This window comes from Leptolyngbya sp. AN02str (genome assembly GCF_050565595.1).
Taxonomy (GTDB): Bacteria; Cyanobacteriota; Cyanobacteriia; order Elainellales; family Elainellaceae; genus Kaiparowitsia.
The window spans coordinates 24,193-45,323 of the sequence record NZ_JBNXVR010000003.1; the positions used below are offsets into that span (position 1 = coordinate 24,193).

Here is a 21,131-nt window from a genome sequence, read left to right on the forward strand (position 1 = left end):
TAGCGCCCCAAACATCATGCGACTCCCTGGTTTTCGGATGAAGTGCGTAAGCCCTAACACTGAGATAAGACAGTTTGCTCTATCGAGGAAACCAGTGCACATTGGCCGTGGTTGCACCTGCGGGCTGGGCGTATTTCTCTTGCGATCGCGTCTGGATTTGGTGAATCAGGTTATCGCCAAGGGGCGAGATCAAATAATCGGCAGCATTCATCGTGCGATCGCTCCAAACCTTGCCAGCGCTGTGCTTTGGGCTGAGTGCCACAATGGGAATCTGTTGGATCTGGGGATGGGTGCTGAGCTGGCTTGCCCAGGTTTGCACCGTCATTTCCGAGAGGTTGGCATCAATGAACACCAAGCCCACAGGCTGAGCCAAATCATGGGGGGCGATCGCCTCAGGACTGGCTGCAAATACTGCATCAATCCCGTTGGTGGCGTACCAGGCTTGCATCGCCTCAATGGAATCTGGCAGGGTTCCCACAATCAAAACTCGCATTAAAGCTGGGGATTCAGCGGAGTCATCGTTTGCTTCTGGTGTTTGGGGAATCGGTTGGGATGGGGTTGGCGTAATCTCGGTTTCGCTGCATAGGCAATTGGGCAAGGCGTTGCCTACAGTGGTCTGGGAGATCGGTAAATGGCAGCGGGCACACTCATGAACCGTGCATGTACCGCACAAAAATTTGCCAAATGAGTAGATATCCGAGTCAACGTACAGCTCGCGAAAATCGCGCCGGTGCTCTAGCCGTTGCCAATACTCTAAAAACTCGCGAGTGTAACCCCAGTAATCGTACACAATTCCCTCGAAGGGTAGGCTGCCATGAACTGGACTGTTCACGGTTTTGCCTCGGCTGAGATAGAACGCAACATAGCTCATAAGCAGGTCGTGGGAAGATTGCCCATGGCTCTCCTGGCAGGGAAGTTCCACCACCATCCACAAATGCTTGCCGCTGTACTCGGCCCATACCGAGCCACCCAACAGTTCCACGGCACGTTTGACTAAGGTCAACCCTAATCCCAAGCCTTCATGCTTCCAGGGATCGCTGGTGGGAATGCGGTAGAACTTGTTGAACATGGCTACCCGATCGCGATCGCTCACAGGAGGTGCTAGGTTGCCTATGCGGAGCTGCACGGCCCCAACCTTGGCAAATGCAACCAGCGCAATGGTCGATTCCTCTGGGGCAAATTTGCAGGCGTTGCCTATCAGCTCATTCACAACTCGCTTGAGCAGCACGGTATCGGTAGAAACCAAGGGCAGCGGTGTCGTCAGCGTAAATTGAATTGTTTGCTGGCGCTGTTGCGCTTTGGCTTCAAAGTTTTCAATGGTTTCTTCCAGCCAATCGGGAAGGGCGATCGCGGTTGGTAATATGGGCTGGGTTCCTGCTTCTAGCTGAAGCAGCATTAACATATCGCTAATGAGTCGTATTTCGCGATCGCACTCTTGGTCGAGCACCCCCAAGTAATGCTTGAGTTTGTCGTGGGTTGCCTCTACAGAACGATGAGGATGATCTGTCTTCTGACTTGATGCGTGGGGCAACTGATGCATCAACATTTCCATGAGCTGAATTGACATCTTAATATTCGATAGAGGGGTCATTAGCTCATGCGATGTTGTGCTTAAAAAATCCTCTTTTAAGTGATTGAGTCGGTGCAATTCTAAATGTAAATCTTGAGCGTGCATTGGATCTTGCTCTCGAAGTGCGGCTTCTAGGTTTTCGTAATACAGCGAGGTCTGTTCGGTCTTGTGTGATTGAGGTGCGGCGATCGCGAAAGGAATATCACATTGGCACCGAGTGCATAGCCAATAGGGCTTGCCCTTTTGAATTTGAACCAACAGAGGATAGGAACAAAATGGACATTCCGACAACACTGTTTTTATTTCCTAGGCTTGAGAAGGATTCAGGTTCATGCCAACCAATGATGGGCGTGAAGATGTTTTGAACCTGTGTTCTTAGCATTCCCTCGATAGAACAAACCGAGGGATAAATTTAGAAAAATATGTATTTGATTGCAAATTGTAGTAATCACTCTCATCCAGCTTTGTCGTCGTGTTTGGTGAGTAAAATGAACGCTTAAATCGTTGGGAACGCGACGCTTTAAGGTGGGTAAGCGTTAACGGTTTATTACAATGTTTTTTATTTCTTCAAAACAGGGCTTTGGAGTTGATTCTATAACTAAGCCTCTCTCATAAACGCGGAGATCGGGGCTATACTTGACAGATGTAGTATGTGTAATACAATTGCGGTATAAGGTTTCTCGAATGGTGAGTTTTGTCTTGGGCTTGGTTGCGGCTGGGTTGGGGAAAGGTGAGAGCGCGATCGCCCCAATAAGGAGCCTGAGCAATCCAGCTAGAAGGGTGCTTGGCTTCGCTGAAACGATAGGAAGGCGATCGCCCCACAGAGACACAACAGAGTTGTCAAATTGACGGGTTGAACCCAGGAGGAAATATGGCTGAGTCGGTATGGAATGTTGTTTGGTTACTGCACATGTTGCAACGGCTCGACAGGAATTCATCGGTGGATATTGGCACACTGGTTTAGTTGCCAAGCGGTTGTGTTGTTCCTGTGTGAGCCGGGTTTATTTCCCTTCTTCACCAATTCACAAGGAATCTCATGACGCTGCAAGTAATGTTGCAAAGGTTTGGATGGAGCGATCGCATTGCTCCTCATTTTTTGCCCTATGCTGCGCTGGGGTATCGGGCGGCGCGGGTTGCGCAAATGCATCGTGGTTTGTACCAGCTCTACACCGAAGTGGGTGAATGTTTTGCCGAGGTATCGGGAAAGTTTCGCCATCAGGCTGCTGGCCCGCGCGACTTTCCAGCCGTTGGCGATTGGGTCGCCATTTCTCTGCCTGCACATTCCGGCCTAAACCCAGCTACGGAGCAGGGAGCGGAGAGCCAACATGCCATCATTCACGCGGTGTTGCATCGCCATAGCGAGTTTGTGCGCAAGGCGGCGGGTAGCAAAACAGAGGAACAGGTGTTGGCGACCAATGTTGATACGGCGTTTTTAATGACTGGGTTGGATCATGATTGGAATGTGCGACGGGTGGAGCGGTATCTTACGCTGGTGTGGGATAGTGGCGCTAGTCCGGTGATTGTGCTGAACAAGATGGATCGGTGCGAAGCGGTGAGCGATCGCATGGCTGAGCTGGAATCCATTGCGTTGGGGGTGCCAATTGTGCCCATTAGTGCTTTGTATGATCAAGGAATCGAGGCACTACAGCTCTACTTACAACCGGGCAAAACTGTGGTGTTGTTGGGGTCATCGGGGGTGGGCAAATCGACACTGGCCAATCAATTGCTAGGGCAATCGGTGCAGGCCACTCAATCGGTACGTGCTGCCGATAGTCGGGGTCGCCATACTACAACGGGGCGATCGCTGTTGGTGTTGCCGTCGGGGGCGCTGTTGTTGGATACGCCAGGAATGCGCGAACTACAGCTGTGGACTGCCGACGATGGCTTGAATCAAGCCTTTGAGGATATTGATGAGTTGGCAACTCAGTGTCGATTTCGCGATTGTTGCCATGAGCACGAGCCGGGGTGTGCTGTGCAGCAGGCGATCGCCAATGGCATTCTCGATGCCCATCGGCTAGCAAATTACCACAAGCTGCAGAGCGAACTGGCTTACCTGGCTCGTCGGCAAGATCAGCAGGCGCAACTGGCCGAAAAACAACGCTGGAAGCAAATTCACAAACAGTTGCGATCGCACCCTAAGTTAAAACGAGATTGTTAATTTGGGATATCTTCCATTAGCTCTTTGAACAGCTCACCTGCAAGCAGGGTTGCATACCTGGGTATCCGACTCTGCTTGCTTCAACTCTGCTTGCTTCAATAAGTATTGCCAGGTTTCGACTCTTCCACCGCTTCGGCGATCGCATCTGGTTCTATGAGCAATCCTTGCGAAAACACACGATCAATCCGGGTGGAATCAAGGAGGCGATCGCACAGGTTTGTGCAAAGCCCACTGCGGATATCGAAGCCATTGCCCAGAATGTGATCAAGATGGGATCAATTTCTGAAACGAACTCATTCTCCACAACTGATTCACCTAGGATTAACAGTGAGGCAACGCAATCGACTTATGTCATGGATTGGATTGTCGATGGCGGTTGCGCGTCGTGATGGGCGATCGCGCAAGGTGCTGTTCTAGTCTTGTGTTGGAGGATGGAATGATGAATCGATTCGACACAAGTGCGTTGATAGGATTGGGAATTGCTGGAATTGGCTTTTGCAGCGGGTTAGGGATCATAAGAGTCCCATCTGCGATTGCCATCCCCACCAATAGTCAGCACGATTGCTTGACCCGTGAGGTATGGGGTCCCGAAAAACAGCAGCGGTGTCGTAACCACACACCGTTGAATGAATCTACTGACGAAACATTAGATACTGAAGTTAATCCATTAGAGACCAGCTTGACCATGAATGAGTTGATCGATACAGAATGGTTGCTCGAAGATTTGAATGGAACAGGAGTCTTGGATAATGTCCAAACCACTTTGCGATTTGCTGCAAGCGATCGCATTGTGGGTAGAGGTGGCTGCAACCGCTACTCTGGCTCTATGACCATGGATGGCAATACGCTAGCGGTTGGTGCGATCGGCTCTACAAAAATGGCGTGTCCGCCTGCGGTGATGGATCAGGAAATACGCTTCTTTACCGCCTTGCAAGCCGCCAACCGAATCGAGCAAGAGGGACCATACCTGCTCGTTTACAGTGAAGGCTCCGAGCAACCGCTCAAGTTCACGCAACTGGCTCCATAAAAGCGCCCCGTTGCCAACCAATTGATCAGCGATCGTGCCCAGACCGGGCAGAAAGCGCGATACGCTTGTGGAATGAGCTTCTTTCCTGTGAGTCAATTTTTGCCCGATGCCGATGCCGCATTGCTCTTGCCAGCAACCTACTGGTACGAGGGAACATGCCCAAAAACGGGCCAACGGTTGCGGTTGCCACGCACTCCGCAAATCGAGGCGATCGCCCACCGCTGGATGCAGCAGTTGGAGCAAAACCCATTGCACCAACGTGAAGGCAAAATGTACGGGGTGCTGCTAGTCCGCACTGAGGCAGGAGAGTTGGGAGTGTTGCGGGCTTTTTCGGGCTTGCTAGACGGTTGCGATCGCCTGGAGGGATGGGTGCCGCCTATTCCAGGGCGCGATCGCGTTGCCATGGAAGAAGCCAGAACATTAACCCAGTTGAATGCGATTCAGCAAGAACTGATTGCGCTCAAAACGCTACCTGAACGACAAACGTTGGAGACTTTATCACAACAGTTTGAGCAATCCATTCAACAACTTTTGGAACAGCATCGCCAACGCAAACGTGAGCGCGATCAACAGCGGGCAGAATTCGCATCAGAAATAGATGAGGCTGTACGAGCGATCGCACTGGCAGAACTGATTCGGCAAAGCCAGCAGGATGGAATCGAGCATCGTAATTTGAAACGAGAACGGGATGCAGCTCTTGCTCCCTTATGGCACACGATTGCCCAGGCCGATGAGCGAATTCGAGCGCTGAAACAACGGCGAAAAGTGCTATCTCGCCAGCTGCAAGCACAAATGCATCACCACTACCACCTCACCAACTTTGCAGGAGAGTCGCGATCGCTGCAAGAACTGGTTCAGGGTGGCATCCCCACAGGCACAGGTGACTGTTGTGCTCCCAAGCTGCTGCATTATGCGGCCACACATCGCTTCTCGCCGTTGGCAATGGCAGAGTTTTGGTATGGCCCACCGTTGGCCGATAAGGTATCTGGCCAGTTTTATGGAGCTTGTGCAGAACGATGTCAACCGCTGATGGGGTTTTTGCTGTCGGGCTTGACTCGCGCTTTTGCGGCTGAGCCTGTGCCCGATTGGCAGGTGCCCATCGTATATGAGGATACATGGATGATTGTGGTGGATAAGCCCAGTGGTTTGCTATCGGTACCTGGGCGATCGCACCATCAGCAAAATGTGTTGGCTCACTTGCAGGCAGGACTCCCCCATCGCGATCGCCTGCTGCCTGTCCATCGGCTCGATCAAGACACATCGGGATTGCTGGTGCTGGCGCGGGATATGGAAACCTACCGAGCCCTTAGTCAACAGTTTCAGCAGCGAACGGTTCACAAAGGGTATGAGGCTGTGTTGGCTGGTGTGCTCACGGCAGAATCGGGCGTGGTTGAACTACCGCTGTGGGCCGATCCACACAATCGCCCCTACCAAACCGTTGATTGGCAACGGGGTAAACCCAGTATCACCAAGTACCGCGTATTGGCGATCGCAGAAGGTCACACTCGAATTGAGCTTTATCCGCTGACGGGGCGCACCCACCAACTGCGGGTCCATGCGTCCCATCCTCAAGGCTTGGGAATTCCAATTTTGGGCGATCGCCTCTATGGTTCTAGCGCTGACTCTGCCCCAATCCGGCTGCATTTGCACGCGCGGGAATTGCATCTCCAGCATCCCCACACGTACCAGCAGTTGCACCTGCACGCCCCCGTTCTGTTTTGAGCGGTGGTGCCAACCAAACCAACCGCTGTATCCAGAACATCCGCTCCGTAGGCCCATTCATCAGATGAGAAGTTCTTCTGTCCTCATAGTATGATGCTGGATGTTTTGTACGATACGTGGCGTTTTCATGGCAATAAATTGGGATTCCGTTAGCGCGCTGTTGATACAGTTGCAGAGTCGTGCGGTCGAATTTGGATTAAGACTAGTGGCGGCGATCGCCATTTTGGTTGTAGGCCGCTGGATAGCCAAACAACTGCGACGCACCATCAAGCGGGCCATCAGCCGCACACCGCTTGATCCCAACTTGGTTTCCTTTACCAGTAACCTGGCCGAATACGGCATCACCGCCTTTGTTATTTTGGCGGTGCTGGGGCAGCTAGGCATTGAAACGACATCGCTGCTGGCCGTCTTGGGTGCGGCGGGTTTGGCGGTTGGTTTGGCGCTTCAGGGTTCGCTATCCAACTTTGCAGCCGGATTGCTGATCGTCTTTTTTCATCCATTTCGCGTGGGCGATTGGATTGAGGGAGCGGGAGAAACTGGCTTTGTAGAAGACATTCAGCTCCTAACTACCGTCATTCGTACCCCCGACAATCGAACGGTCATCATTCCCAACAACAACCTGATGACCAATAACATCATCAACTATTCCGCAAAGGGAGTGTTGCGCATGGAACTGGTGGTGGGTGTGGCCTACAGCGAAGATCTAGATCGGGTGAAAGCGGTAATTGCCCAAGCACTAGAGCAGGATGAGCGAATTTTGCGCGATCCGGAACCTGTGATTGGCGTGATGGCACTGGCCGATAGCAGCGTCAACTTTACCGTGCGGCCTTGGGTGCGGCCAGAGCACTACTGGCCTGCCTATTTTGCCGCGTACGAGAATATTAAGAAACACCTGGATGCAGCGGGGATTAGCATTCCGTTCCCTCAGCGAGATGTGTATCTCTACCAGCGCTCTGAGCGGATTTAGCCGATGGGTGTACTTGGGCGATCGCTCCGGTGCGGGTTTTCCGCCTCGCTAGCCCTAGTGTTGCCATTGGTTTTGTCGCATAGTGTAACTGTCTGCCACCGCATTGACCGCAGGGAAAATGCAGCTACAATCGTTGCAATAGTGAGGACAGCCCACATTGGGTTTTGGTGTATCTCCAAGCCCTAGTCATCCGTGTTTCTTTAGGAAAGCGCTGTGGCTGGCGTTTGGCTCAATGCAACCAGAATCTCAATGGTGAGGATGCTTCTCAGCTACAGCGATCTTACTTAAATCCTGTACGGAATAACGTTTGTGAAAGCTCTCCTTGTTTACCCCATTTTTCCGCCTACCTTTTGGTCCTACGAAAAGATTTTGGAATTAGTAGACCGCAAGGTATTGTTGCCACCGCTGGGCTTGGTTACGGTTGCGGCAATCTTGCCCCAAGAGTGGGAGTTTAAGCTCGTAGACCGCAATATTCGTCCTGTCACAGAAGAAGAGTGGGAATGGGCCGATCTGGTCATTTTGTCGGCCATGATTGTGCAAAAGCAGGATTTGCTCGATCAAGTACGTGAAGCCAAGCGGCGCGGCAAGCTGGTGGCGGTGGGTGGCCCGTATGCAACATCGGTACCCCACGAAGTCGAAGTTGCCGGAGTGGACTTCCTCATTTTGGATGAGGGCGAGATTACGCTGCCCATGTTTGTTGAAGCGATTCAGCGGGGCGATACCCAGGGCGTTTTTCGCACCACCGAAAAGCCTGATGTCACCAGCACGCCCGTTCCCCGGTACGATCTGCTGGACATGGATGCTTATGATTCGATGTCGGTGCAGTTTTCGCGGGGATGCCCGTTTCAATGCGAGTTTTGCGACATTATCGTGCTGTATGGGCGCAAGCCGCGCACCAAAACTCCGGCCCAACTGCTGGCCGAGCTGGATTATTTGTATGAGTTGGGTTGGCGGCGCAGTGTGTTTATGGTGGATGACAACTTCATCGGCAATAAGCGCAATGTGAAGCTACTGCTGCACGAACTGAAGCGCTGGATGGCTGAGCACCAGTACCCCTTCAGCTTTGATACCGAAGCGTCGGTTGACCTGGCGCAGGATCAAGAGCTGATGGAGCTAATGGTGGAGAGTGGCTTTAAGGCCGTGTTTCTGGGCATTGAAACGCCTGATGAAGATAGCCTACAGCTCACCAAAAAGTTTCAAAATACGCGCAGTTCTCTGGCGGATGCAGTGCAAACCATCATCAAGGCGGGATTGCGCCCCATGGCTGGGTTCATCATTGGGTTTGATGGCGAAAAGTCGGGAGCGGGCGATCGCATTGTGCGGTTTGCGGAGATGGCGGCCATCCCCTCCACCACATTTGCGATGCTGCAAGCTTTGCCCAACACCGCCCTGTGGCATCGGCTTAAAAAGGAAGGTCGCCTGCGAGATGATGCCGATGGCAACATCAACCAAACTACGTTGATGAACTTTATTCCGACTCGTCCGCTGGAAGAGATTGCCCGCGAGTATGTGGAAGCCTTTTGCACCCTATACGACCCCGTACGGTATCTCGATCGCACCTATCGTTGCTTTTTAATGATGGGTGGACCGAGTTGGAGCGCGCCCGCCAAGTTGCCCGAATGGTCGGTGGTAAAGGCGTTGCTCATTGTGATTTGGCGACAGGGAATTCTACGCGAAACGCGCTGGAAGTTTTGGCATCACTTGTTCAGCATGATCAAGCGCAACCCCAAAGTGGCCGACCACTACCTCGCTGCCTGTGCGCACAATGAACACTTTTTGGAATATCGCCAAATTGTGCGCGACCAAATCGAAGCCCAACTAGCCGACTTCAAGCGCCAAGAAGCGTTGATGAAGCCAGTACAGCCTAACCCAACGGATGAGTCGGAAGTGGCGATCGCATCCTAAAGCCAGTTTGGGTTTTGGATTTTGGATTTGCGATTCAACGGTCAATTTCCCAACTGCATGAGGTGCTGCTGCCCACCCCACTCCCGACTCCCGATTGCCGACTCCCTCTCCTAACCCCTAGTCTCTAGCCCCTAACCCCTATCTCCCATCCACTCTACGATGCGATTGGCCGACCACCAGGGATCGGGGTCGCGGTAGTGCTGCTGGCAGGCTCGGCTGCTGACATAGCTGACGTGGCCGCCATATTGGGTAAGCATGAGGTCGAGGGCTGGATTTTCCATGCAAACCGATTGCAGATCGGGAACCAGCGTTGGGTCGAACATGGGATCATCGGCGGCGTACAGAATGAGTGTGGGCTTGCGTAGTTCGGGCAGAATCGAGAGCGGACTGCTGGCGGCGTAGTAATCCTCAACAGAGGCAAAGCCCAGGCGGCCAATCACTAACTCATGGTCGAACCCCCAAATGCTGGTGGCACGGGCGATCGCATCTGGGTCAAACTGGTCGGGATGGTAGCGGTGCAAATTCCACGCGAGTTTGCGCAGCTCTTTGGTAATGGATTGTTCGAGATAGCGCCCAAAGGGATGCTGCATCAAGTACGTGAGCGATCGCTCTGAATCAATACTGGGGCACACCACCGCACCGCCCGCAATGTGATCAGGCGCTAACCCCACCCCATCGGCCAAGGACTGGGCGGCATGCACGCCCCACAGCGCTAACTGTCCCCCCAGCGAGTAGCCCGTCAACCAAACGGGAGCCGGACATCCCAACTTCTGGGCTTGGGCTGCAATATGTACAAAGTCTTTGCCTTCGTTGAGCCCATCCGAGGTGAGAGTGGGTGAAAGTTGTGCTGTTTTGCCGTGGCCGCGCCAGTCAAACAGCACGACTGCAAACCCTTGGGCAAATGCCTTGCGGGCTAATACGCGCAAAATCCATTGATTTTCCAGGGTTCCGGTAATGCCGTAGGTACCCACCAGCGTTCCCCTAGGCTGGGCTGGAATTGCCACCTCGCCATAGATGGGAACGCCCTCCCATCCCGTGAATACCTGCGGTTGATAGATTGGCTCTGGATCAACGGTGTAGCCTTGCCAGCGATCGCCCAGCCACAGGGCTGTATACAGCGTGATCGCCAAGCCATTGCGTAACAAAGGAGGAGGAGAATAAAACGGATGCATGAAACCGAACGCGCGATTGCCCTTCCAAAGACTTACTCATTCCTTCTCTAGTTTAGGTAGACTAGCTTGCATATGCTGATGAATCGGCCAGTTTCGAGGATCGAACTCCCCGGCCAGATTCAGGGATACTTTGCCAAGGAACTGCTGATGAGCCAGATTGTAGACCAAACCCTACAGGACTACCGGTTGCAGCTAAACGATGTGTTGCACAGCATTGAGCGGCTGGCAGCTGAGACCCGCAACACCCAGTTAGAGGCAACCGTTGCCAGTCTGCGCAAAAACGTCAGCGAACCATTTTTGTTTGTGGTGGTGGGCGAGGTCAAAGCGGGCAAAAGTAGCTTTGTGAATGCGCTGCTCGAAGCTGAAGTGTGCGAAACCGATATTGAGCCGCGTACCGATGCCATTCAGCAAATCGTGTACTCAGAAACAAGATTTGTCCAACAGTTGGAACCAAGCCATAAAAAAATTGGCCTTCCCATCGATATTTTGAAAGAGATTTCGATTGTGGATACGCCAGGAACCAACACCATCATTGCAGAACATCAGTTGGTAACGGAGCGATACATTCCCAATAGCGACCTGACGTTTTTTGTGCTGTTTGGCAAAAATCCCTATCAAAAAAGTGCTTGGGATTTTCTTGATTATGTGAGTGCAGAATGGCGCAAAAAAGTTGTGTTTATTCTGCAACAGGCCGATTTGCTCAAGCCTGCCGATTTGCAAACCAATCTGGAGCGGGTGCGTGAATACGCCAGCCAAAAGCACATCAAATCTCCCATGATTTTTCCCACATCGGCTGAGGCCGAGCTAAATGGCGATCGCGCCAGTAGTGGCTTCGAAGCAGTGCGCGCCTATATTCGCGATATGGTCTCGACGGGTGAGAGCTACAAGATCAAACTGCGGTCGGTGAGTGGCACCACGCAAAAGTTGATTGATGCCTTGTCTAACGATGTGCAGAGTTTGCAAAACCAATTGGATGCCGATCGCAAAACTGTGGCGAATATTCGCAGCAAAATTGATGCTGGACGCAAGCGATCGCGCTACGAGATCGACAACTTAGCCGAGCGCTTGGTGGGTCGGTATGACAATATTTCAAGCCGCATCAAGCGCGAGTTTCGGGAAAGTTTGTCGGTCTTTACCGTCTTACGAAAATCTTTTGTGGGAATCTTCAATCAGGATGCATCGATGCAAGCCTGGGTGGATGACTTTCAAGAACGCTGCCAACGCGATTTGAAAACATCGTTGGAAGAAGTGTCGAACGAAGGTGCCCAACATTTTGTGGATGGAATTCGCCAATTGCTGGAAGGCTTAGCGCAAGATTTAAGCAATGTACAATCGGTTTCGGTACAAAGCAGCACCATCTCGCTCAAGATTCTAGAACGCCGTCAAGAAGTGATTGAAAGTGTGAAATGTAAGGTGGAGCGATTGTTCACAGAAGAAGGATTGATCGATTCTTTGGCAGGAGCTGCCGATAATATGTCGGTGGAAATTGTGGGAGGGGCGATCGCCGCTGTTGCTGGAACAATTTTGCACATTGTGGAGTTTGCCGTTGCAGATGCAATTTTGGGCGCGATTGGAATTGCGTTTGCTGGGATTGGCGTTGTGCTATTTGCGCTGGGGTTGGCATGGCAGCGTAATCGTATCATTCAACGGTTTGAACAAGCATTGGATAATGAAAAAGAGAAGTTTAAAGCCGATGTCACCGAACGCCTAAATGAAAAACTCAGCATCATCTACGAAGAAGTAGAGCGAACGTTTGTGCCCTTTTATGATTATGTCGATCGAGAAACAGAAGAAGTTGGCCCGGTTCTCGAACGGTATACGGTGATTCAGCAAAAGGCACAGCAGCTGTTTAGCCAAATGGCTGTAACGTTGACTCAGCGCGCTTAAGAACGTGCTTGCGAACGCAATCAAGTTCAACCTTGACACTTACTTAGCCGGTCTCTCTATCCTGCACAACATGACCCTTACATCTGCTGGCTCGCTTACGGGGCAATCGTTTCAAGCCTTTTTAGAAGAATTGCATCGCAAGTATCAACCGTTGACCGATGGGGCGATCGCCAACTACATTCCCGAGTTGGCTAAGGCCGATCCCGACTGTTTTGGTATCTGCGTTGTGACTAAAGATGGCCATGTTTACGAAGTTGGAAACACCCAAACCCTATTCACCATTCAGTCCATTTCCAAAGTGTTTGTGTATGGCATGGCGCTGCAAGATCATGGCCGCGATTATTTGCTGACTCGGGTGGGGGTAGAGCCAACGGGCGACGCCTTCAACGCCATCATTTTGGATGAGCAGTCCAAGCGACCGTATAATCCCATGGTGAATGCTGGGGCGATCGCCGTTACCAGCCTGATTAAGGGCACTGGCCCAACGGAACGGCTCAACCGCATGTTGGATATGTTTCGGGACTTCATCGGGCATGACATTTTTGTCGATGTGTCGGTGTTTATGTCGGAGCGCACGACGGGGCACCGCAACCGCGCCATGGCCCACCTAATGCGCAACTTTGGCATGATCGACGATCGCATTGATGAAGCGTTGGATCTGTACTTTCAGCAGTGCTCGGTTACGGTGGATTGCCGCGATTTGGCTGTGATGGCGGCCACGATCGCCAACCACGGCATTAACCCCATTACCCATACTCAAGCGCTGGATAGCGGCTATATTCGCGACCTCTTGAGTGTGATGTACACCTGCGGAATGTACAATTTTGCAGGTCAGTGGAGCCACGAAGTGGGCCTTCCTGCCAAGAGCGGCGTTTCGGGCGGCATTATGGTGGTGGTGCCCAATCAGTTTGGGCTGGCGGTGTTTTCACCGCCGCTGGATGCGCGGGGCAATAGTGTCCGTGGCATTGAGGTTTGCAAAGAGATCTCGAATCACTACGGCTTGCACCTGTTTGATTCGTCGATGAACTGCACCCGATTTGTTCAGCAGTTGGGAACCAAACCCCATGGCATTGATGGCAATAGCAATGGCGATGGTAAGGGTATCGGCACCCTGAGCGATTGAGTCCGATTGATGTTCTAGGCGTTCTCTAGGCAAGCGCTCTAGGCAAGGTTGATGTCTTGCTGAGAGGTATCGGGGATATCCGATGAGTGCGCTGGAGATGGAGCGATCGCCACGTTTGCATCCTGCCCTCGCGCTTCTTTGACCAATCGGGCATAGGTTTCCGATGGGCGATCGCCACCGTAGGTTTCTGCCAACCGTTCGGTGCCGTGGGCATAGTCAATGCTAAATAAGCCAAATCGAGGAGTGTAAGACCCCCACTCATAGTTATCTGTGAGCGACCAGTGCAAGTAGCCCAACAGGGGAACACCATCCTGCCGCAGCCTTTGCACCTGTTCCACATGCAATTCCAAAAACTCGCTGCGCCGCAGCTGATCGAGCCGATGGGTGGCAATGCTGTTGTCGGGCTTACGTCGAAGTGCCATGCCATTTTCGGCAATCAAAACGGGGCGATCGCCCAAATCTTGCGAATAGTACTGACAGAAAAAGTGCAAACCCTCTGGTAAGCTGCGCCAATCCCACCATTTGCTGGTAATGCCCGTCATCAGCCAGGTTCGAATGTCTTTGCTTTTGAACTCGAAGTCGGTAAACCGTGGCAACCGGAAGACATGGGCAACAAAGGGATCGTAATAGTCCAGCCCCACAAAATCGAACACGCGGGTTCTTGGAGAGGAATATAGCGCTTGCAGCAAAGGACGAAACTCTTCCATCTCAAACAGGCGATAGCCCACAAAGTTAGATACGGTGTGGGCCAATCGCCCCAACTGATAGGGCAAGTCACGCCGAAAGGGGAACCGAGCAGCTTTCAACGCTGCCTCAAGCTGGCGGGCTTTGCTATGAACGTATGCCTTGACGGACGCTGGTTTGATGTCGCGTTCGGCAACGCTGAGCACATCCCACAAGACCTTTTCACTCCAATACAAGTCACTGCAATAGGTATTTAAGGACACCTGGGGCCGTTCCCACCCGGCTTGTTCATACAGGTCGTGAATGCAGTTGTAAGCATGAACATGGGCCAGCAGTAAATGGCAGTATGCTTGTTGCATCAGCCCAAAGCTGCCCATCTCTTTGGCCGGAAATTGCCGACTTAAATAACTGCTGGTTACCAGCATGTTCGGTTCATTTAAAGTAATGAACCAGCGAATAGGATTGAGATGGTAATGGTGAATCAATCGATGATTGATATGGGCAACGGTTACCCGAACATATTCCACAAAGTGTTGCACCGTATCGATGGATAGCCATGCATCTGCGCCTAACCAAGCTGGATGGGTAAAGTGATGGAGCGTGATAACGGGTTCTAGCCCGTGCTGCATACAAGATGCAAGGCGATCGCTATAGGCATCTAGAGCATCTTTATCAAACTCGGGAGGTAACCCACGTCGAGCAAGAGTCGTGGGTTGAATTCTGGCCCACTCTAGCCCAATGCGAAAGGCATTAAGCCCCATATCCTGACAGGTTTGAAAGTCTTCGGCATAGCGATGCCAAAAGTCGGAGGCGGCTCCAGTCACCATGACAGAGCCATGATGCTCGGCCTGTGCCCAATTGTTTTGAGGTTGGCCGGGTTGGTTGTAGCCGCCTTCGCTTTGGTATCCCGATGTGGCAACTCCCCACAAAAATTCGGAATTCGGGGTGAATGATTGGGTTCCTTGCATATGACTTGCGTTACACAGACACAGACGCTGCGGCTTGGGGCGATCGCAGCTTTTCAACAATAATTTCGGCTACGCGCATGGCAGCCCGGGGTTGACCAATGCGCGTAGCCTGCTGCCGCATAAATTCCAGCTGATGCGGCTCGCTCAACAAATGGTTAATGGCTGGTGGCACCATATCGGGCAGCCGCAGTTGAATTCCCGCTCCCATGGCTGAAACCACATCGGCATTCCATTCTTCCTGCCCTGGAAACGAATCAATAATCACCATGGGAACGCCACGGGCCAGCACTTCGCTGGTAATCAGCCCACCGGCTTTGGTAATGACTAAATCGCTGGCAACCACCAGATCATCCACATAGTCAATCAAGCCCAGCTTGCGAAGCTGCATGTTGGGGCCATCGGTTAGATCTTCCAACCGCTCGGTTAGCTTTTCGTTGCGTCCGGCGACGACGTTGAGTAAGCCTGGGTGTGGGCTCTCTAGCAGCTTGCTCACCATGAGGCGAACTCGCTTGCTTTGCATCCCCCCACCAAACAAGGTGACAACGGGGCGATCGCTCGGCAAGTCATGGCGTTTCCGCATCTCCTGCTTCGATTTTTCCTGCGAAATTTCGAGCTTGACGGGAATTCCTGTGACATGCAGCAAATCGGGATCAACGCCTCGCTGTGTCAGCACTTCCGCCGTGAGGTCACTCGGCAAAAAGTAGCCGTCTACCCCTGGATTGAGCCAGGTGCTATGAGCCATAACATCGGTGACGACAACATAGTGGGGCTGCGCTAACTTTCCTTCTTGTTCCATCAGCTCTAGCAACCGACTGGGAATTTGCTGCACGCAAATAATTACATCGAAATTCCCATTTCGCACAAACCGCTCTAAATCTTTGAGAAAGGGGCGCTCAATCTTGGCGTAGAGTTTGTTGTCGTTCTCCGACTCTTCCAAGTCATCCACATCGCTGCCTTCGTAAACCATGCGATACAGTTCGGGAACGCGCTCGCTCAACCGCTCATAAATCGTGGTAACGACTTCTCGCAGAATAGGGCTGGCATGATCAAACGCATCTTCGACCTGCACTTCGACATCATGAAATTGGGCAAATGCGCCCTCAAGAGCTTTCGCTGCACTAATGTGGCCCGAACCCAGCGAAGCGTACAGAATCAGAATCCGTTTCATAAATTGCGATGGAAAGGATATAGATTGAACATCACCCCATGACTCGATCAAATCATGAGATTGCTCGAATGATATCCCCCTTAAGAAGAATTTTTTTGTTCAGATATTGAAAATAGAATCGGACGAGAATTAGGTGCCAGGTCAGGATTGCGAAAGCCACTGATAGAGTGCCTTTTCAGGCTTGTTGATTTCTGCGAAAGAGGTATAGAAATAGTCGCGCCAGGTGTGTTGAGGTAATCCAGAAAACACCATTAAATTGAGGGGATAATCCTCGCTGTCGCTACAAAGGCGAAAGTCATCGCGAAATAGAAAAATGGCTTTGTTGAGGGCGATCGCCACCCCCAGTTCCACCATCACCCCTTCATCGGGCGGTGTACCGTTGACAATTGCAAAAATGCCGTCGCACGCTTTCACATCGTTCAGATCAGCTTGAGCTACGGTGTAGGCCCAACCTGGTTTTGAGAAATCGACCTGATTATTGCGGGCAAAAGGCTCCCACACTTCGGCCCCCATCTCCTTCAACACTTGAACAAATGGCGGCAACAATTGGCTCTTTTGCTGCTGCGAAAACCCGTAAGGGCTGGCTAAGTAAATTGTTTTCTGCTGCATGAATTGTTCCTTTGATGATGACGCTCATGATCAACTCAGCGGTTGATGCAAAAAGCATCCCATCAACCTGATGGTCGGTTTGTTATGCGGTATGCTAAAGCGATCGCCTACACCGATTCCATCAGTTCTGCGAGTTCTAGCCAACGTTCAGTTGCGGTATCAATTTGCTGGGTGAGTTCGGCGAGTCGTTCGGTCAACTTTTGCATTTCAGCAAAGTCGCTTGAGGGATTCTCGTACAGTTGTTTTTCAAGGGTGTCTCGTTCTGTTTCGAGTTCGGGAATTTGTTGTTCCAACTGTTCGTATTCCCGTTTCTCTTTGTAAGAAACTTTTCGGGGTGATCCGTTTCGAGATGTATTGGGGGGCTTTGTTTCGGGCTGCGTTTTTTCTGGAGCGGTGCGTTGATTTTTGGGGATGGATGCCGCGCGCTCTTGGGCTTCTAGTGCGGCTTGATCGGCTTCGGCCTTTTTGTAATCTAAGTAAATGGAGTAGTTGCCGGGGTACTGCCGCAAGGTGCCGCCATCTTCAAAGGCAAAAATGGTATCGACGGTGCGATCGAGGAAGTAGCGATCGTGGGAAACGACAATGACACAGCCGTTAAAGTCTTCCAAATAATCTTCCAAAACGGCTAACGTTTGCACATCCAAATCGTTGGTTGGTTCGTCCAGAATCAGCACATTCGGCGCAGCCATGAGCACTTGCAGCAGGAACAGGCGGCGCTTTTCGCCACCAGATAGTTTGTGAATGGGAGCGTACTGCTGATCCGGTGGGAACAGGAATCGTTCCAGCATTTGGGAAGCGGTGATGACGCTGCCATCCGAGGTTTTTACCAGTTCGGCAATGCTCTTGAGATAATCGATCACACGTAGATTTTCATTCATCACCACATCATCGGAATGTTGATCGAAGTATCCGATTTGGATGGTGGAGCCAAGGTCTACGGTGCCTGAATCAGGGGTGACTCGTCCGGTGATGATGTCCATCAATGTGGATTTGCCGGAACCGTTGCTGCCAATGATGCCGATGCGATCTTCGGGGTTGAAGTTGTAGGTGAAGTTGGAGATGAGGGTGCGATCGCCATACCCTTTACACACCTCGGTCAGTTCAATTACCTTTTTGCCAATGCGGCGACCCACGGTGGAAATATCAACCTTGCCTTGGGTCTGTTTAAATTCTTGCGCTTGCATATCACGGATGCGATCGATGCGGGCTTTTTGTTTGGTGCTGCGGGCTTTGGGGCCACGCTTTAGCCATTCCAACTCGCGCCGGAGGACGCCTGCATGTTTGCGCTGGCTGCTGATGGCGCTTTCTTCTTCTTCGGCTTTTTTGGTGAGGTAGTAGGCGTAGTTGCCGGAGTAGGTGGATAGGTCGCCGCGATCGATTTCAAGAATGCGATTGGTGACGCGATCCAAAAAGTAGCGATCGTGAGTGATGAGCAGGAGCGCGCCCCGAAAGCGGTTGAGGTAGCTTTGTAGCCATTCCACAGAAAGCGCGTCTAAATGGTTGGTGGGCTCGTCCATGAGCAGCACATCGGGATCGGCAAGCAGGGCGGAGGCGATCGCAATCCGTTTGCGGTATCCGCCGGATAGGTCGCCAACTTTTGCCTCAAGGTCGGTAATGCCCAATTGGCTGAGAATCACTTTGGCGTTGGTTTCGAGTTCCCACGCGTTTACGGCATCCATGCGTTGAGAGACGCTGGAGAGCTGTGCCATGAGTTGGTCGGGGTTGCCGTGGCCGTGGGCCAGTTTGTCGGAAATGTCTTCGTATTCCCGCACAAGGGCCATTTGGTCGCCTGCGTCGGCAAAGATTTGTTCTAGGACGGTGCGATCGCCATCCATTTCCGGCTGCTGCGGCAGGTACACAATGTTGACGGAGGAGTTGACCTGCATCTCGCCGCTGTCGATGGGTTCTAACCCGGCAATCATTTTGAGCAAGGTGGATTTGCCGGAGCCATTCGTGCCAATCAGCCCGACTTTGTCGCCTTCTTCGAGGGTGAAGCTGGCATCGCGCAGAATTTCTTTGATGCCGAAGTCTTTTTTGAGCGATCGCAGCGTGAAGATGGTCATGGGTTTTGGATAGCCTGCCAGGAACCTGAAGTTCGGGGGTGTGGTCTGGAACGGTTGAGATTTCAGCTTAAGTGGGACAGTCCCTAGTCTAGCGTTGCCTATGCCGGAGTGCGATCGCGGCGGCGGCGTGGGGTGCGGGGTGCGCGGGCTAGGTCGGCGGCGGTGGCGCGGGTTTCGACGGTGTATTCGGGAATTTCTTCGAGCTGGTCGTCTTCGAGGCTGTACTGTTCGCAGACGAGGCTGAGGCGATCGCCCCCGGCTGTGACGGCATGGACAGAGTGGGTGAGGTCGCCCTGAAACCACAGGAGGGTATTGCGTTCGGGTCGAATGCTGCCGACGTGGCGTTTGTGATGTTGCAGCAGCAGGTCGCCACCTTGCAGGTTTTGGGGCACTTCCACGTAGAGGACGCTGACCCAGGCGGGTGGTTCGATGGTTTTGCAGTAGGAGCGAAGGGAGCGATCAATGTGGGGATCGACGCGGGAGCCAGTGGTCATGCCAAGGGGGTTTAGGTAAAAGGCGTTGCAGTCGGGCTGCATGGCGCGTTCGAGGTAGCGCATGAAGAAGGGAAATTGAGCTTGGACTTGATGGAGGTGCGATCGCCGAAAGACGACGGAAAAACCTTTGGTGCTAATAAAGTCGCGGTTGAGGTTGTTGGTGGCGAAGTAGGGGCAGGTGCGGATGCGATCGCTGAGTTTGTTGAGGTAGGAGGGGGAGAAGGCGTTGGGTTGAGTGGTGTAGTACGGCACGGAATCAGCTCAAGTTAGAAGTATCAGAAGTTGTGGTTGAAGGTGAGTAGCTTTGGCGAGAACCTTGCTCGGGGGACTTCCCCCCGTTCCCCCGATTTCTGGGGGACTCGACTCCCCCAGACCCCCCGCAAGGGGTTGACAGCTCCATGCCAACCCGCGCTCCGGGTTAGGGCTGGGGCTAGGTATTAAAGGGTGGCGGATTGGGATACCAGCCCGAACCCTCCGAGCTGCTCGGTTCACCCGACTCCCTATTCCCGACTCCCTCCCTAACCCCTAGCCCCTAATTCGCAGGATGGGCGGTGCTGGGCAAACAAGCGTCATGGGCTGATGGGTACGGGGGTGGTGGAAGGTGATCTGGTGGGCATGGAGCCAGTAGCCGCAGTCGCCGGGGACGGGAATTTTGGTGTCTGTTCCATTATGAGGGGTGGGGGTGCGGGGTTGTCCGCCGGGGAGGTAGAGTGGGTCGCCAAGCAGGGGATGGCCGATGCTGGCGAGGTGAATGCGGATTTGGTGGGGGCGTCCGGTGAGGATGGTGACGTTGAGGAGGGTGCGATCGCGCTCTCGTCGCAAAATTTGAGCTTCGCTGTGGGCAGGGAGTCCTGTGTTGGTGGCTCCGTAGATGTGGCCAAGGGCGGGGTGGGCAATTTTGCCGATGGGCTGGTTGATGGTGAAGGTGTCGGGTAGATCGCAGGGGCCAATGAGGGCGCGGTAAACTTTTTGGATGGGGCGATCGCCTGAGTGATTCAGGGTGCTTTGGCGCATTTGTTGGCTGAGGCTGGCCCTAGCCTGGGGCGATCGCGCTAACAACAGCAGGCCAGAGGTGCCGCGCCCCAGGCGGTGAATGGGGAATGGGGTTTCGTTGGGGTAGCGCTGTTGCAGTTGCCACAGTAGGGTGTGCTGCAAAAAACCGCCGCCAGGGAGCACAGGCAAGCCGGATGGTTTGGCGACCACAAGAACGTCGCGATCGTCGTACAGGATGTCGATATGGGTGGGTACGTCGGGTTCTTGCCAGGGTGGGCGGTGGTAGGCTAACTGTTGCCCTGTTTGCAGCCAGGTTTCGACGGTGGCTGGTTTGTCATTCACCAAAATTTGGCCTTGCTCAATGCGCGATCGCCATTCTTCTTGGCTGGAGTGAGGATAGCGCTGGGTGTAGTAATCCAGGAGCGATCGGCCCGCATCGCCCGGTTTCACCTGTTCTTGATAGATCCAACCGTTATTCTTCATTTAGGCTGCTGGCAACGCGTTTCGATGCTGCTTATCTTCTCCCAACATTGGGAGAAAGAGCCGGGGGATGAGGGCCATCAGTCAAATCCAAACCCAATTCGTATCCACATCCTGGCATGATGGTTAACGGCTTGTGTC

15 protein-coding genes are annotated in these 21,131 nt (G+C 52.8%); 7 read left to right on the forward strand and 8 right to left on the reverse strand.

Annotated features, from left to right (window positions below; all coding sequences use genetic code 11):
* Positions 1-79 precede the first annotated feature (79 nt).
* Positions 80-1,828: an ATP-binding protein gene (locus ACQ4M4_RS03040; RefSeq protein WP_430682983.1), complete on the reverse strand. Its 1,749-nt coding sequence runs from the start codon at positions 1,826-1,828 to the stop codon at positions 80-82.
* Positions 1,829-2,606: 778 nt separating this feature from the next.
* Here ACQ4M4_RS03040 and rsgA point away from each other — a divergent pair.
* The 5 genes from rsgA to ACQ4M4_RS03065 all read left to right on the forward strand — a co-directional run bounded on the left by rsgA (position 2,607) and on the right by ACQ4M4_RS03065 (position 9,349).
* A complete protein-coding gene (gene rsgA / locus ACQ4M4_RS03045) occupies positions 2,607-3,728 on the forward strand; it encodes a ribosome small subunit-dependent GTPase A (protein WP_430682984.1) in 1,122 nt (373 codons plus the stop codon).
* 436 nt (positions 3,729-4,164) lie between these two features.
* The gene (locus ACQ4M4_RS03050; RefSeq protein WP_430682985.1) at positions 4,165-4,755 is read left to right on the forward strand and encodes an META domain-containing protein; all 591 of its coding nucleotides are present in this window, start codon (positions 4,165-4,167) and stop codon (positions 4,753-4,755) included.
* Positions 4,756-4,827: 72 nt separating this feature from the next.
* The gene (locus ACQ4M4_RS03055; protein ID WP_430682986.1) at positions 4,828-6,477 is read left to right on the forward strand and encodes a pseudouridine synthase; all 1,650 of its coding nucleotides are present in this window, start codon (positions 4,828-4,830) and stop codon (positions 6,475-6,477) included.
* Positions 6,478-6,604: 127 nt separating this feature from the next.
* Positions 6,605-7,444, forward strand: coding sequence for a mechanosensitive ion channel family protein (locus ACQ4M4_RS03060; RefSeq protein ID WP_430682987.1), 840 nt, complete (start codon positions 6,605-6,607; stop codon positions 7,442-7,444).
* 309 nt (positions 7,445-7,753) lie between these two features.
* Entirely contained in the window at positions 7,754-9,349 is a 1,596-nt protein-coding gene (locus ACQ4M4_RS03065; protein ID WP_430682988.1) for a B12-binding domain-containing radical SAM protein, read from the forward strand.
* 131 nt (positions 9,350-9,480) lie between these two features.
* Here the strand turns inward: ACQ4M4_RS03065 and ACQ4M4_RS03070 are convergent, their stop codons facing one another.
* Entirely contained in the window at positions 9,481-10,521 is a 1,041-nt protein-coding gene (locus tag ACQ4M4_RS03070; RefSeq protein ID WP_430682989.1) for a YheT family hydrolase, read from the reverse strand.
* A 78-nt stretch (positions 10,522-10,599) separates the two neighbouring features.
* On the opposite strand from ACQ4M4_RS03070, the gene ACQ4M4_RS03075 reads away from it, so the two are divergent.
* A complete protein-coding gene (locus ACQ4M4_RS03075; protein WP_430682990.1) occupies positions 10,600-12,408 on the forward strand; it encodes a dynamin family protein in 1,809 nt (602 codons plus the stop codon).
* A 70-nt stretch (positions 12,409-12,478) separates the two neighbouring features.
* Positions 12,479-13,531 carry a glutaminase A gene (gene glsA, locus ACQ4M4_RS03080; protein ID WP_430682991.1) on the forward strand — a complete coding sequence of 351 codons (1,053 nt, stop codon included), beginning with the start codon at positions 12,479-12,481 and terminating at the stop codon, positions 13,529-13,531.
* 38 nt (positions 13,532-13,569) lie between these two features.
* Here glsA and ACQ4M4_RS03085 read toward each other — a convergent pair whose 3' ends face one another.
* The 6 genes from ACQ4M4_RS03085 to ACQ4M4_RS03110 form a co-directional block, all read right to left on the reverse strand.
* On the reverse strand, positions 13,570-15,183 hold the full coding sequence (locus tag ACQ4M4_RS03085) for a glycoside hydrolase family 1 protein (RefSeq protein WP_430682992.1): 1,614 nt from the start codon (positions 15,181-15,183) through the stop codon (positions 13,570-13,572).
* A 10-nt stretch (positions 15,184-15,193) separates the two neighbouring features.
* Entirely contained in the window at positions 15,194-16,351 is a 1,158-nt protein-coding gene (locus ACQ4M4_RS03090; RefSeq protein WP_430682993.1) for an MGDG synthase family glycosyltransferase, read from the reverse strand.
* A 141-nt stretch (positions 16,352-16,492) separates the two neighbouring features.
* Positions 16,493-16,960 (reverse strand): nucleoside 2-deoxyribosyltransferase, encoded by a 468-nt coding sequence (locus ACQ4M4_RS03095; protein ID WP_430682994.1) that lies wholly within the window; start codon positions 16,958-16,960, stop codon positions 16,493-16,495.
* Positions 16,961-17,067: 107 nt separating this feature from the next.
* Entirely contained in the window at positions 17,068-19,023 is a 1,956-nt protein-coding gene (locus ACQ4M4_RS03100) for an ABC-F family ATP-binding cassette domain-containing protein (protein ID WP_430682995.1), read from the reverse strand.
* A gap of 98 nt (positions 19,024-19,121) precedes the next feature.
* Positions 19,122-19,769, reverse strand: a complete 648-nt coding sequence (locus ACQ4M4_RS03105) for a 2OG-Fe(II) oxygenase (RefSeq protein ID WP_430682996.1) — start codon at positions 19,767-19,769, stop codon at positions 19,122-19,124.
* A 273-nt stretch (positions 19,770-20,042) separates the two neighbouring features.
* Positions 20,043-20,993 carry an RluA family pseudouridine synthase gene (locus ACQ4M4_RS03110; protein ID WP_430682997.1) on the reverse strand — a complete coding sequence of 317 codons (951 nt, stop codon included), beginning with the start codon at positions 20,991-20,993 and terminating at the stop codon, positions 20,043-20,045.
* Positions 20,994-21,131: the final 138 nt, after the last annotated feature.

Bases quoted from the DNA above. Each gene is read 5' to 3' on its own strand.
- rsgA (WP_430682984.1), top strand. From the start codon at position 2,607: ATGACGCTGCAAGTAATGTTGCAAAGGTTTGGATGGAGCGATCGCATT.
- ACQ4M4_RS03050 (WP_430682985.1), top strand. From the start codon at position 4,165: ATGATGAATCGATTCGACACAAGTGCGTTGATAGGATTGGGAATTGCT.
- ACQ4M4_RS03055 (WP_430682986.1), top strand. From the start codon at position 4,828: ATGAGCTTCTTTCCTGTGAGTCAATTTTTGCCCGATGCCGATGCCGCA.
- ACQ4M4_RS03060 (WP_430682987.1), top strand. From the start codon at position 6,605: ATGGCAATAAATTGGGATTCCGTTAGCGCGCTGTTGATACAGTTGCAG.
- ACQ4M4_RS03070 (WP_430682989.1), bottom strand. From the start codon at position 10,521: ATGCATCCGTTTTATTCTCCTCCTCCTTTGTTACGCAATGGCTTGGCG.
- ACQ4M4_RS03075 (WP_430682990.1), top strand. From the start codon at position 10,600: ATGAATCGGCCAGTTTCGAGGATCGAACTCCCCGGCCAGATTCAGGGA.
- glsA (WP_430682991.1), top strand. From the start codon at position 12,479: ATGACCCTTACATCTGCTGGCTCGCTTACGGGGCAATCGTTTCAAGCC.
- ACQ4M4_RS03085 (WP_430682992.1), bottom strand. From the start codon at position 15,183: ATGCAAGGAACCCAATCATTCACCCCGAATTCCGAATTTTTGTGGGGA.
- ACQ4M4_RS03090 (WP_430682993.1), bottom strand. From the start codon at position 16,351: ATGAAACGGATTCTGATTCTGTACGCTTCGCTGGGTTCGGGCCACATT.
- ACQ4M4_RS03095 (WP_430682994.1), bottom strand. From the start codon at position 16,960: ATGCAGCAGAAAACAATTTACTTAGCCAGCCCTTACGGGTTTTCGCAG.
- ACQ4M4_RS03100 (WP_430682995.1), bottom strand. From the start codon at position 19,023: ATGACCATCTTCACGCTGCGATCGCTCAAAAAAGACTTCGGCATCAAA.
- ACQ4M4_RS03110 (WP_430682997.1), bottom strand. From the start codon at position 20,993: ATGAAGAATAACGGTTGGATCTATCAAGAACAGGTGAAACCGGGCGAT.